Below are 13,187 nucleotides of genomic sequence, written 5' to 3' on the forward strand. Positions count from 1 at the left end.
GGGTGTCTACGCGCGGGGCAGGCGCTCGGCGAACAGGTTGATCTGCTCGACCAGTTCGCCGGGCTTCTCCTCCGGGATGTAGTGACCGGTGTCGCGGACGGTTGTCCCGCTGACGTCCACACCGAGCGAACGCATGTCGTCGTGCAGCGCTGGAGCGGAACCGAACTCACCGCCGATGGCCAGCATCGGCACCTGAATCAGGGCCTTCCGCAGCTCCTTGTTGCGCTCAGCGTTCTCATGTACGGCGCGGTAGTACCCGAGACTCCCCCGCAGGCCGCCGGGGGCCGCCAGCGTGCGTTCGTATTCCGCGATGTCCGCAGCCGTGAACGTCTCGCGCCAGCTGGCGGTCTTCCGGCTGAAGAACCATTCGATGAGGATGCGTTCCCGGCCCGACACGAGTGCCTCGGGGAGGTCGGGGATCGCGTTGAACAGGAAGTGCCAGCTGCGCCACCCGTCCGGGCCCACCGGGACCGTCTCGGGCAGTGAGAGGCCGGCGATGTTGCCGTCGATGAAGACCACACCGGTGAGCGAATCGGGGTAACGGTGGGCGAACGGATAGCTGACCCATGAGCCGATGTCGTGCCCGACGAGGAGATACCGCTCGTGCCCCAGTTCGGCGAGCAGGCCGTGCAGCCGCTCAGCGGTCGTCCAGGTGTCGTATCCGTCCAGCGGCTTCTCGGAGTCGCCCTGGCCCGGCAGGTCGACCGCGACGACGTGCCAGTCCTGCGCGAGCAGCGGAATCACGTGCCGCCACGCGTGGACGTTCTGCGGGAAGCCGGCGACGAGCACGATGGTCGGGCCGCTCCCCGCCTCCACGACGTGCCAGCGCAGTCCGCTCGCCGAGACCATTCGATGACGCGGTGTAGTGCCGGCGTGGCTCACGGACTCGTCCACACCCTTCTCAGTGCGGGTCACGGTCAGCCGTTCTGGGGGATGTACGCGACCGCTTCGATCTCGATGCGCAGGTCGGGGTTGGACAGGGGAGCGACGATGGTCGAGCGAGCGGGGAACGGCTTGGAGAAGTACTCGCGGTAGACGACGTTCATCGGCTCGAACAGTGTGGCGTTCAGAAGGAACACAGTGGTCTTGCACACGTCGGCGAGCGTGCCTCCGGCGGCTTCGACCCCGGCCTTGATGTTGTCCAGCACTGCGCGGGTCTCGGCGGGGAAGTCGTTGGTGACCAGGGATCCGTCAGCCCGGACCGCGATCTGCCCGGAGAGGTAGACATAGTCGCCGGCGCGCACCACGTGGGTGAGCGGGACTTCGAGGGGGGCGATGTTGTCGGTGGTGATTTCCTTGATCATGGGGTTGCTCCCTTGAGGTGAGTGGTCTTGCGAGAGAAGTGGGCAAGATCCGGGGCTTGAGCGCAGATTTCTGTCATCGGGCTGAGGCATCAGCCCTTCTTCGTCAGCCGATCCGCCGGGTCCATGTCGAGGAGCCCGCCCTTCTCGGCCGCCGCCCAGAACGCGTGATCGGCGTGGTGCACGATGCTGTTCAGGGTGCTGCGGTAGACGAGTTGCCCTTCCCCGGAATGCGTACCGCAGACATGCGCGAGTTCCTCGGGCAGCCCCACGGTCAACGCGATGTGCACTCCGTACACGGAGTGGCGGATCGAGGGGAAGCCGGCCTTGCCCGGATCCTCCTTCCAGCGGGCCTGGTTGGCCGGGCTGTTCTCGAACGGCTTGCCCAGATCGTGCAGCACTCCGCCGGCGTAGAGGATGTCACGGTCCAGCCCCAGGGGGCCGAGCACCCGTTGCAGCTCCTCACCCAGCGCGACGGTCAACAATCCCACCCCGCGCACGTGGGTGGCCTGCGTGCCATCGCGCAGCGCGGGGGAATCCGGGTTGGCCGAACCTGGCATGTCTTCGATGCGTTCGAATTCGGTCTGACTGAGGGAGAGGGCCCACGCTTCCACGATTTTCGTGGCGAGGTCCTGATCGGTGAAGTCCGCCAGCTCGGGCAAGCTCGCCCGAACGCCGGCTCGGAGGGGTTCGATGTCGGCCATAGTTCTATACTATAGCATCCGATGCTTCCGTGTAGTACCTTCTGAATCGTGAAAACACTGAGTCACTCCTCGAACCCATCGGTACCGCACACCGTGCGAGAGCTGTGTGACGGCCTCGCGGACCACCAGTACTCGGCGGTCGAGCTGGTCGAGCACTGCCTCGAGAGGATCGACGCGACCACCGACTCGGTCCGCGCGTTCGTCGAAGTCTTCCGCTCCACCGCCCGCCAGCAGGCAGGGGAGAGCGACGAGCGACACCGAGCAGGCCGGCCGCTCTCACCGATCGACGGCATCCCGTTCGCGGTAAAGGACATCATCGGCATGCAGGGACGGAAGATGTCGGCCGGGTCTCGTTCCGTCGACATCGTCCCGGCATCCGATGCGTCGATCATTTCCCGGCTGCGCTCCGCCGGCGGCATCATCCTGGGCACGACCCGGATGCACGAGTTGGCTTACGGCCCGTCGGGGCTGAATGACTTCGACGGCGGTGCCCGCAACCCGCGCTTCCCCGGAATCATCCCGGGCGGCTCCAGCAGCGGATCGGCAGCGGCCGTCGCGGCGGGCCTGTCACCGATCGCCCTCGGCTCCGACACCGGAGGATCGATCCGGGCCCCCGCGACGCTCTGCGGGATCGTCGGATTCAAGCCAAGTTACGACCTCCTCCCGATCACCGGTGTTCATCCCACGGCCCCCACACTCGACCACCTCGGGTTCCTGACCTCCTCGGTGGAAGATGTCCGCATAGCGATGAACGTGTTCGCCGGCATCCCCCTCGCGGAGGAAGGACCGCACGCGGGGCGGCGGCTCGCCGTGTTCGACGATCCGGACCTGACCGTCGATCCGGCCATCGCGACGGCCCTCAGCAACGCCGTCGACGCACTGTCGGACCGCGGATGGCACGTCGAATCCGTTACGGCGCCGAGCGGTTTCGACGTGATGGATGTGTCCACCACGATCATGGCCTACGAGGCGTACCGCGTGAACCGGGAGCGGTTGGAGACGGTACCCGAGCTCCTCGGAGCCGACGTGCGCGAACGCCTCGAAGACGGGGCACGCATCACGCGTGACCAGTACGAACACGCGCTGGGCGAGGTGGACCGGGTGCGCACGGAGATGTCCGCGCTCGCCGCCCCCTTCGACGCACTGGTGAACGCGACCATCCCGATCACCGGACCAAGCATCGAAGCCGGGGCCCGCCCCGACGTCAGGCGCATGCTGATGCGCAACACACGACTCCAGAACCTGCTCGGAGTGCCGGCGATCTCGTTGCCCGGCGACCCGAGCGGTCCCGCGCCCTGGGGCATTCAGCTGTTCTCGCGGCGCGGGCGCGACGCGGCGCTCCTTGCATCCGCCGCCGCCGTCGCAAGCGACCTCGCAGGCTGATTTCCGACGGACGATCCGCGGAACCGGAGGTCGCCGCCGCTTCGCGACGTACTATGTGCAAGATAGTATACTTCTGGTGTGGTCCCTGCACTGCTGCGGCCAACCCGCGAGCCGGGCAGGGCCACGCCACGAGCCGTCGACGCAGGCGGGATGGAGAATCTTCGTTGCCGAAACTGCCCTTGGCCGACCGAATGCATGACGTATTGCTCACGCAGCTGATGGACGGGTCACGCAAGCCGGGCGAACCCCTCAACATCGGGGCGCTCAGCCGTGAGCTCGAGGTCAGCCAGACACCTCTGCGCGAAGCACTCGCCCGCCTGGAGCACTCCGGGCTCGTACAGCGCGAGGCGCTCCGCGGCTATTTCGTGGCTCCTGCCTTCACAAAACGCGAAATGACGAAACTCGCCGCGGCCCGCGAGCTGATCGAGCCGGCGATCGCCGCCGAAAGCGCGCTGCGCCGCACGCCGGAGTTCCTGGACGAACTCGCGATCACTATCGAAGAGCTCGCCGAATCCGGCACGCAAGCCGACGCCGACGCCGACGCATTCCGCCTCTACTGGACCTCTGACGCCCGCTTCCACAACCTCATCGCGGCACAGGCCGACAACATGTTCCTCGAGAGCGCCTTCCACGCGCTCAGCGGACACGTGCAGCGATTCCGGTTGTTCATGAAGGCGGGGCACGCACACGCCGGCCAGGCCGCGGTCGAGCATCAGCGCATCCTGGACGCCCTCGCCTCGGGTGATCCGACCGCAGCCGCGCAGGAGATGCTTTCCCACGTCAAAGCTGCCTCCGAGCGCGCCCTGTTGGAGCACCACTGAACAGGGTCGCCACCGACTGGCCGGCAGTCCGCATGACACCGGCCAGTCGATCGAGACGGTCCGGCGACGGGCGCACCAACATACTCGAGTCCTGAAGAGGACCAGCTCGCCCGATCGGATGGCGGCACACCCATCCTCTGCAAGCGCCGCGTGGGTGGGGCCGCCGGCTGCGGTCCCACCCACGAGGTGCGGTCCCGGGTGACCTCCCGGGGTGTGCCGTCAGCGCAGGCCGAAGGCCCGGGTGATCGTCTGCGAGACGGTGTTGCCCGCGCTGTCCCGGGCCCCGACCCGGAGGGTGGCGAAGCCGGCCGACCGCGGCGCGCGCAGGCTCGTCCGCCATCCGTCACCGGACCGGCTCAGGTCGGTCCGCTGCCAGGTCGCACCGTCGTCGTACGAGATCTCGACGGACGGCTTGGCAAGGGCGGCGGCGGTGCCCGGCAGGTGCGAGGCGGTCACCGTCAGGCCGGCGTGCCGGTCGGCCCGGCCGGACTTGTCGGTGTTCACGGCGTAGTCGAGCTGGATCAGCGGCAGTGAGACCGTCGACTCGCTGCTGGTGACCGCGGAGGTGAAGTCCCACTCGGTCAGCGTGTGCCTCGAGTACGGGTTGGCCCAGGTGCCACGGTCGTTGTCGACGACCAGCCGGTAGGGCAGGCGCTCCGCGCCGAGACCGGGAACCCGCAGATACTCGTAGGTACCCCAGTTGAGCTGCTGGTCGCCCTGGTACAGCGCCATCCAGTTCTTGACGTCGGCGTTCGCACCGGCCTCGCCGATGTGCCCCCCCGAGTCGCCCCAGCCCGGCGCGGTGATGTACATCGCGTCGAGGTAGCGCACCGGCTGGTAGTCGATCGGACCCATGCGGGGCCGCTGGATCGGGCCGAACCAGCTGACCTTGCCGGTCTTGCGCGCCGAGTAATGCAGCAGCTCCATCGAGTGCTGCCCGGTCTCGCCCAGGATGGAGGCGTCGTCCAGCCACGTGGCGTCGGCGGTGACCCAGTCGGTGCGCTCGCCCTGAGCGGGCGCGGTGAGCATGTTGCCGGCAGCCCAGCCGTTCCAGACGTCCGAACGGAACTCCAGTGCCTTGCCCTGCCGGTAGTTCCGGAAGGAGACGTTCACCCGGGCGAGATCCTTGGGCTCCTCGCGCCACGTCGGATCGGCGGGGGCGGCGCCCGTCCAGTGGTGCACCACGTCGTAGACATAGTCGGTCGTTGGGTGCGACGTGACCTTCAGCGAAACCGGCCCGTGCCGGAGCGAACCGATCAGCTCGGCGCCCTGGTCCGCGTTGAGCGTCGCCACCGTCAGCGGGGCCGGGCTCTCCGGGCTCCAGGGGCTCTCGTCCCAGGGCTGCAGACGGCCGACGCCGTCATGGGCGACCAGCAGGAGCCGGGCACCGGCCGCCGCGGCGGCCTCCGCCTGCGCCTCGATCCCTTCCGTGCCGAGGCCTCGCACCACCACGGCCTTACCACGCACGTTGAGGCGTGCGAGCTCCTCGGCCGTGCCGTTGCCGGCGAAGACCGCCGTCAGGTTCCGGCTGCCGGCAGGCAGCGGCGTGGCCGCGCGCTTGACCAATGGGTCATTGAAGGTCGTCGACTTCGTGCTCACCGTCAGCGCGGGCTGCTCTAGGCGGAAGCGGGCGCCGACCTCGAACTTGCCGTCGGTGACCTTCTTACCGGTCGGCAGTACCCAGATGCTGTCGTACGACGGGTCGGGCAGCTCCACTGTCTGCACCAGGCTGTCGGTGAAGGTCCGGTTGACGTCCAGGCGCGGCGCGACGGCGGTGGTCTGCTGCGGTACGCGCGCCAGGATCTGGCGTGCCTTACGGCCGTCCAGGGTGACGGTGCGGTCCTCGTCCAGTTGCACGTCGTTGAAGGCGAGCAGTTCCATGCCGAGCGAGTGCGCCCCTTCGGCACCCTGCACGTCACCGATGAACCAGCCGCTGTAGTTGCCGGCGGGCAGCCGTGTCGTGCCGGTGCCGGACGCGTCGAGGTCCATCGACGCGAAGAGGTGCTCGGCGGTGAGGACGACCCGGCCGGCCAGCGGCTTGCCCGAACGGTCCTTCGCGACGACGGTCAGATCCTGCCGCTGTCCCTGTCGGGTCGCGCCGATCAGGGTCCGGGCACGGACGGCTCCGGTGCCGTCCGTGCCGGTGATCACGGCGCTGACCGACTCGTCGCCCGCCAGCTTGTCCGGAGCCGCAGTCAGCGTGACCTTGGCGGTGCCGTGCGCGGGCACGGTCACGTGGTCCTCGGAGAGGCTGAACATCCCGGCCGGGACGGTGCCGTTGACCGCCAGGTCGAGGCTCACCGGGGCGTCGCCGACGTTGGTGTACGTCACCGTCTGGGCATCGGTCTCCCCGGGCTTCAGGGGCCACTGGTGGAAACCGGAGTAGGCGGTCGCGGTGGCGAAGACCGTGGTGTGCACGGCCGCCAGTGCGTCGAGCCGACCGGCGCCCGCCTGGTACGGGGTGTACGCCGGGGTGGCCTTGACGCTGCTGACCAGCGCCTCCTTGAGCTGGGTGCCCGTCCAGTCGGGGTGTTCGGAGGCGAGGAGCGCGACAGCGCCGGCAACGTGCGGCGTGGCCATCGACGTGCCGCTCATCGTGGTGTAGTAGCCGGAACCGCGTGTGTAGTGCGAGCGCGCCGCGACGATGCCGACGCCGGGCGCGGTGATCTCGGGCTTCAGCCCGCCGTCGCCACCACGCGGGCCCTGGCTGGAGAAGTCGGCGAGTGTGTCGGTGGAGTCCACGGCACCGACGGTCAGCGCGGAGTCCGCGGCGCCGGGGCTGCTGATGGAATGCGGACCGCTGTTGCCGGCCGCGACGACGAACAACGCGCCTGTTTCGTGGCTGAGTTCGTCGGCGGCCTGGCTCATCGGGTCGGTTTTGTCACCGTCGCCGCCCAGGCTCATACTGATGATCCTGGCCTTCTGGTCGCGGGCGGCCCACTCCATGCCCGCGATGATCCAGGATTCCTGGCCTCTGCCCTCGGCGTTGAGCACCTTGCCGACGGCCAGCCGGGCGCCGGAGGCGACACCTCGCTCCGTGCCCCCGGAGGCGCTGCCTGTTCCGGCGATGGTCGAGGCGACGTGCGTGCCATGGCCGTTGTAGTCGGTGATGTCGTTCTCGTCGGGGACGAAGCTGGCGCCGTCGGAGACCTGTCCGACCAGGTCCGGGTGTTCGGTGTCCGCGCCGGTGTCAAGCATCGCGACCTTCACGCCCTGGCCGGTGTCACCCTCCGCCCATATCTTCGGCGCGCCGATCTGAGCAGTGGAGTCGGCCAGGTCGGCCGACACCCTGCCGTCCAGCCACACGTGGGCGACGCCGCCCGCGAGGGACGACTGGGAGGACCGGGCCGCCGCGCCGGCACCCCCGGTGAGCGAGGACCAGAACTCCGGTGCCTGCGTGTGGTTCTGTGCGAGGGCCGCGCCCTGGATGCTGTCCAGGCGGCGGACATCGGCCGAGCCGGTGATCTTCGTCCGGGTGCGGGCCTTGGCTGCGGCTCCGGTGTAGCGCACGATCAGCGGGAGCCGGGAGCTGTGCGCGTCGTCGTAGCCCTCGGCGATCAGCCGCGTCACGTTGAAGAGCTGCTTGTCGAGTGTGCCGGCGCTCACGTACGGCAGGGCGGCGTCGGGATACACATAGGTGGCGCCGTCCACGACAGCGCGGTGGAAGCCGGTGGCAGCTCCGCTCGCGGGCTGGAAGGAGCGCACGATGGAGCCGTCGGCGGCGGTCCCGATGGTGACCTTGTCACCCGTGATCAGGGTGACGGTGTGCGTGCCGACACCGTCGGGGGTCTGGTGTTCGGCGTCGTGGGGCGACACCTCACCGGCGGAGTACGCGGGCACAGCGGCAGCGGCCGGTACGACGCCGAGTACGAGAGCGGCCGCCGCGGCAAGGGCGATTGGCCCGGACCGGGGTGTCGGCCCGGATCTGGGGATGGGAACCTTGGGCAAGAAGGACTCCTGAGGCGCGGTGAAGAGGGAAAGATCGTTCGATCTTCCGGCCTCCCCCACCGCCGTTCAAGCGGTCGCACTGTCGCTCTTGCGTCATGGCGCAGGTGCGCCGCGAGCAGACGGGTTGGTCGGCCATCACCCGTCCCGGGACCTCTGTGTGTTCGTTGAATTGACGGGGCGGTCGAGGCGGGTGGAAGGTGCCGTCGCGGAGCATGACGAAGAGAACGTCTGCCCGGCGGCGGGCGAGGCGGAGGATGGCCTGGGTGTGGTGCTCGCCCTGCTTGATCTTCTTGTCGTAGTAGCGCGCGAGGCCACGACCAGGACGGTGGCGCTACGGAGGGGCTCGCCTTTGAGAACCGCGTCGAACGACTCGGTGAACGCGTTGTCCGCGCTCGTGCCGACCGCGCCAAGGACTGCCGCACCCCAACTTGCCGCGACAGCGGCGAATCACGAGAGGACGTCTGACGCAGGTTCGGTTGACGGGTGCGATCACGCGGCCTGGAGGGCCTGTCGTCCGGGTTTGAAGTGACGGCCTCGATGAAGGTCGTGTTGCGTGTGGATACCCGCGACCATGGGCTTCAGGCCCTCGCTGTCGTGGAGACCGGGGGCGGGCCGTTCTCGTCCGACAGGATGTGCGTCTTGGAACCCGGCTCTTGCTGCGGACCCGCGGCCTCGGTACTTCTCTCCGGTGCGGTACTACGCCCTGTTAAGAGAAACATTGACGGCTGATACGCGAAGAAAATCGAGCTGTTCCGCCGCCTTCGTTGCCGCTGCTGCGGTATAGATGACGATTTTGAGGTCAGATCCGGGGAGCGTGAGGACATCGCAGTCGAGAGTGATGTCCCCGACGAGGGGATGGCTGACGGTTTTACGATCGTGCAGGTGGTGCCCGACAAAACCTTCGGCCCACAACTGAGCGAAACGTCGGCTGCGCGTCCGGCATTCATCAATCATCTGATTCAGGCCCGGGTCATCGGAGAAATTTCCCTGTGCGGTGCGCAAGTCTGCGACAAGGGCGGTTTCAATGGCCTCCTGGCCGCGCTCCGAACGTATAGGCCAACGCTTGTGTTCAGGATCGGGCAGGAACGTTTCCAGAACGAAATTGCGTCGGCTTCTTGGAATGAGCGCGGGATCGCCGACGAGCGAGACCCAGAGCGACGTCCAGGTGATGAGAGTCCAGTCCGCGGCGAAAACCGCGACAGGTTGCTCTCTCAGGCCGGCGATCAGGCGTTGCACGCTGGGAGGGATGTGTGTCGAGATCCGAGCTGAGGACGGCGACGGCAGATGTGCGAGCCGGTAGAGGTGATCACGTTCGGCTTCGTCCAGTTGAAGGGCGCGGGCCAAAGCGTCCACGATTTGGCCCGACGGTCGAGTTGCCCGGCCCTGCTCGAGTCGCATCAGGTAATCCACGGAGATTCCTGCAAGCGCAGCCAGCTCCTCGCGTCGCAGTCCCAAGACGCGGCGCTTACCAACCTGCGGAAGTCCTGCGTCTGATGGCGAAAGCCGGCTGCGCCATCGTCGGATGGCGGCGCCCAATCGATTTCCCTCATCGCTCACGTACCCCAGTATGAGCGCACTGCGCTTGAAGAGGGTGGTACGGCGAGTCCTATGGACACACAGGGCTTTGGTCAACGTCGGCCCTCAAGCCAAGATGAGAGCACCTAGGGCGAGCAGATGCCCGGCAGGACGAACGCCGGGGCCGCTGCCCTTTGAACCCCTACCGAGAGGAAGAAACTGATGCCCGCCAACGTTTCCGGCCTTCTGGACGGCAAGTCCACTCTCATCATCGGCGCCAGCCAGGGAATCGGCGCGGCCGCCGCCCGCCATTTCGCTACTCAGGGCGCCCGCCTCGTCATCGGTGCGCGAAGCCTCGAGACGCTTGAGAAACTGCGCGACGAACTGCGCGCCCAAGGCTCTGAGGTGGAAGCCGTTCGTGTGGACGTCACCGACCGCGCCAGCATCGACGCCGCTGTTCAAAGGGCCGTCGATGCCTACGGTCGTCTGGACGCGGCGTTCAACAACGCCGGGATCGACGCCGTGGCACCGTTCCACGAGCACACCGAAGAAATGTATGACCGTGTGATGGACATCGACCTCAAAGGCGTCTTCATGTCGATGCAAGCCGAGATCAAAGCGATGCTCGTCGCCGAGGGTGGCGCGATCGTCAACACCAGCAGCGTCGGCGGTTTGATCGGCAATTACGGTCTGGCCCCCTACATCGCCGCGAAGCATGGTGTGATCGGCCTGACCAAATCCGCTGCTTTTGAATACGGTCAGCGGAACCTGCGTGTCAACGTCGTGGCTCCTGGGTCCACCGCCACCGAGATGTTCTTGGGCGGCATGGAACACGCCCCTGCCGAGATCGTCGCGCGGTTCAACACCTTCAGCCCGATGCACCGGCTGGGCGAGCCGGTGGAGGTCGCCGCAGCGGCTGCCTGGCTCCTATCGGACCAGGCGAGTTTCGTCACCGGTGCCACCGTTCCCGTCGACGGTGGCTTCACCGCGGCCTGACTCACAACACGGCACCGGTTGGGCAGGGCGACGGGCAGCGCTTGGGACCAGCGGCGACGAACTCGCCATCGGGATTACGGCGCAGGCTGTATTGCCAGTCTGCGTACCCAAGCGAGAATCCGGTTGCCTGAACTGCCAGTCCGTCCACAGACTCGCGATCATGCTGTCTGACGCGCGTGCCCGAACCCTCGAACGCTTCCGGTGGATCGGCGGGCACGCCGACGTCTGGCAGATCTTCCGCGCCCCTGAGGCTCTAGCCTCGGTGGTCCGCGGTCTGGCGGAGCCGTCCGGGGCGACGGCGTCACGGCCGTCTGCGGCATCGAGTCGCGGGGATTCCTGCTCGGCGCGGCGGTGGCCGTCGAGCTCGGTGTTGGCATTGTCGCAGTACGCAAGGGGGAGGGGATCTTCCCGGGGAAGAAGGTCACCCGGCGCAGCGACCCCGACTACCGGGGCACTCGTCAGGAACTGCGTCTGCAGCGGGCGGCAGTGGGTCCCGGGGACCGGGTGCTACTGGTCGACGACTGGATTGAAACGGGCAGCCAGGCGTCGGCCGTGCGGTCGATGGTCGAGGAGTGTGGCGGTCAGTGGGCCGGCTGCTCCGTCGTGGTCGATCAGATGGCCCCGGCCGGGCGGGCGGATCTGGGTGTCCGGAGCATCATCACCGCTGCCGAACTTCCGACTTGGGATGAGCCGTCCTGACTGGGCCGACTGTCCGCGCGGCGCATCCACTTCCACAACGTCATCGGATGGACGCCGAAGTCGGTGGCCACCTGCTCGACCGGCACGCCCGGGCGCGGTTCCTCGCGACCCGCACGACGTCCTCGCGGAACTCTTCCGGATAAGGCTTGGGCACAGCGACATCCTTGCCACCCGCCCCACAGGGCAAGCCAGTTCAAGATGTCACCCGATCGTGCGGCAGACCAAAACGGCCCTGCCCAAGCCCCAGACCCTGGCCGAACAGCCAGAAGCACCCCCAGACCCATAGCGCGACAGCATTGCGCGGCTCCTTGATCGGCAGGCAGCGGACCGCGGCGCGCAGCACTCGTATCCGCTCCTGAAGCAGCCCCGCGGGTGCGAAGGTTCGCCATGAATGATCACAGTTGATGGGTCGCAGCGGTGCTGTCGAGGAATGCCCAGGCAGGGCAGCCGCCCGACGCGGTGCCCGCGCCCGCCGCAGTCCGCGAAAGTGGTCGGGCCGCGGCCGCACCTATCCGGTATTCGCCGGCAACAGGACTACGCGCCCCAGCCGGCCTGGGTACCGCCGATACGGTCGGCGACAATCCGCTCGGAGTACCCGGACTCCGCGTACGCCCGCATCGGGTCCTCAGGCAGCCCGCGGGCAGCACGCCATGCCGCCAACGCCGGACGCACATCCGTCTGGAACGCGTCCATCAGCACGCCGTTGGCCGCGAGCACGTCTCCGGCGCGTTGCGCCGCAGCAAGGGCATCACCGTCGATGAGCAGCGCGCGGGCCGTCATCTCCTGCACGTTGAGCACACTTCGGATCTGTCCCGGGATCTTGTCCTCGATGTTATGGCACTGGTCGAGCATGAACGCGACGTCCGGGCTGCCGAATCCACCGCCGCGGATCACCTCGGCGAGGATGCGGAACAGCTGGAAAGGGTCGGCTGCGCCGACGATGAGGTCGTCGTCGGCATAGAAGCGGCTGTTGAAATCGAACGAGCCAAGCCTCCCCAGCCGCAGCAACTGCATCACGATGAACTCGATGTTCGTGCCGGGAGCATGGTGTCCGGTGTCCAGGCAGACCATCGCCTTCGAACCGAGCGCGCTCACCTGCGCGAAACTGGTGCCCCAGTCGGGCACGTCGGTGTGGTAGAACGCCGGCTCGAAGAACTTGTACTCAAGCACGAGCCGCTGGTCGTCGCCGAGACGCGCGTAGATCTGCTGCAAGGAGTCGCTGAGGCGGTCCTGCCGGGCCCGCATGTCGTCCTGGCCCGGGTAATTGGTGCCGTCGGCGAGCCAGATCTTCAGATCGCGCGACCCGGTCTGGTGCATCACGTCGATGCACTCGAAGTGGTGGTCGATGGCCTTCTGACGAATTCGATCGTCGCAGTGAGTGACACTGCCGAGCTTGTAGTCCTCGTCCTGGAAGGTGTTGGAGTTGATCGTGCCGAGCTTCACGCCTTCGCTCTCGGCGTGCGCCGCGAGCGCGGTGTAGTCGTCAACCGTGTCCCACGGGATGTGCAGCGCAACGGTCGGGGCGAGGCCGGTATGACGGTGCACCTGCGCGGCATCACTGACCTTTTCGAAGGGGTCGCGCGGCACTCCCTTCTGGGCAAATACGCGAAAGCGGGTACCGGAGTTGCCGAACGCCCAGGAGGGCAGCTCGATGGCGAGCGCCGAGAGTCGGTCGGCGATCGGATCGAGAACATTCATGCATTTCTCCAATGAATCGTTTCATTTGTGTTGCTGCATCGATGGGTCCGACATGGCGAAGGTGTGGTGGCTCACGCGATTCGAGTGCCGCGAACGGGCAACATCGCACACGGCCGTCACTT

General features: G+C 67.4%; 10 protein-coding genes and 2 pseudogenes. 4 read left to right on the forward strand and 8 right to left on the reverse strand.

From position 1 onward, the window contains the following. Positions 1 to 6: 6 nt before the first annotated feature. The 3 genes from H293_RS0132540 to H293_RS0132550 form a co-directional block, all read right to left on the reverse strand. On the reverse strand, positions 7 to 915 hold the full coding sequence (locus H293_RS0132540) for an alpha/beta fold hydrolase (RefSeq protein ID WP_199790221.1): 909 nt from the start codon (positions 913 to 915) through the stop codon (positions 7 to 9). A 2-nt stretch (positions 916 to 917) separates the two neighbouring features. Beyond that, the gene (locus tag H293_RS0132545) at positions 918 to 1,304 is read right to left on the reverse strand and encodes a RidA family protein (protein ID WP_020122008.1); all 387 of its coding nucleotides are present in this window, start codon (positions 1,302 to 1,304) and stop codon (positions 918 to 920) included. A gap of 89 nt (positions 1,305 to 1,393) precedes the next feature. Beyond that, positions 1,394 to 2,005 (reverse strand): HD domain-containing protein, encoded by a 612-nt coding sequence (locus tag H293_RS0132550; RefSeq protein WP_020122009.1) that lies wholly within the window; start codon positions 2,003 to 2,005, stop codon positions 1,394 to 1,396. Positions 2,006 to 2,053: 48 nt separating this feature from the next. On the opposite strand from H293_RS0132550, the gene H293_RS50420 reads away from it, so the two are divergent. Both H293_RS50420 and H293_RS0132560 read left to right on the forward strand, forming a co-directional pair. Beyond that, entirely contained in the window at positions 2,054 to 3,388 is a 1,335-nt protein-coding gene (locus tag H293_RS50420) for an amidase (protein WP_158694467.1), read from the forward strand. 164 nt (positions 3,389 to 3,552) lie between these two features. Then, positions 3,553 to 4,209: a GntR family transcriptional regulator gene (locus tag H293_RS0132560; RefSeq protein ID WP_063746945.1), complete on the forward strand. Its 657-nt coding sequence runs from the start codon at positions 3,553 to 3,555 to the stop codon at positions 4,207 to 4,209. Positions 4,210 to 4,428: 219 nt separating this feature from the next. Here the strand turns inward: H293_RS0132560 and H293_RS0132565 are convergent, their stop codons facing one another. The 4 genes and pseudogenes from H293_RS0132565 to H293_RS55435 all read right to left on the reverse strand — a co-directional run bounded on the left by H293_RS0132565 (position 4,429) and on the right by H293_RS55435 (position 9,714). Further along, positions 4,429 to 8,157 (reverse strand): S8 family peptidase, encoded by a 3,729-nt coding sequence (locus H293_RS0132565; protein WP_106968459.1) that lies wholly within the window; start codon positions 8,155 to 8,157, stop codon positions 4,429 to 4,431. 172 nt (positions 8,158 to 8,329) lie between these two features. Next, positions 8,330 to 8,458 (reverse strand): annotated as a pseudogene (locus H293_RS60475) (IS110 family transposase); the annotation flags it as partial. A gap of 209 nt (positions 8,459 to 8,667) precedes the next feature. Continuing rightward, positions 8,668 to 8,843: pseudogene (locus tag H293_RS59315) on the reverse strand (IS5/IS1182 family transposase); the annotation flags it as partial. A gap of 10 nt (positions 8,844 to 8,853) precedes the next feature. After that, positions 8,854 to 9,714, reverse strand: coding sequence for a helix-turn-helix transcriptional regulator (locus tag H293_RS55435; RefSeq protein ID WP_078612740.1), 861 nt, complete (start codon positions 9,712 to 9,714; stop codon positions 8,854 to 8,856). A gap of 180 nt (positions 9,715 to 9,894) precedes the next feature. Between H293_RS55435 and H293_RS0132575 the strand changes: the two genes are divergently transcribed. Further along, complete coding sequence (locus H293_RS0132575; RefSeq protein WP_020122014.1) at positions 9,895 to 10,668, forward strand: SDR family NAD(P)-dependent oxidoreductase; 774 nt, start codon at positions 9,895 to 9,897, stop codon at positions 10,666 to 10,668. A 351-nt stretch (positions 10,669 to 11,019) separates the two neighbouring features. Next, entirely contained in the window at positions 11,020 to 11,367 is a 348-nt protein-coding gene (locus tag H293_RS52970) for a hypothetical protein (RefSeq protein WP_020122015.1), read from the forward strand. A gap of 534 nt (positions 11,368 to 11,901) precedes the next feature. Here H293_RS52970 and rhaI read toward each other — a convergent pair. Further along, positions 11,902 to 13,065: an L-rhamnose isomerase gene (gene rhaI / locus H293_RS0132590; protein ID WP_020122017.1), complete on the reverse strand. Its 1,164-nt coding sequence runs from the start codon at positions 13,063 to 13,065 to the stop codon at positions 11,902 to 11,904. Positions 13,066 to 13,187: the final 122 nt, after the last annotated feature.

Source organism: Streptomyces canus 299MFChir4.1 (assembly GCF_000383615.1).
GTDB classification, from domain to species: Bacteria; Actinomycetota; Actinomycetes; order Streptomycetales; family Streptomycetaceae; genus Streptomyces; species Streptomyces canus_C.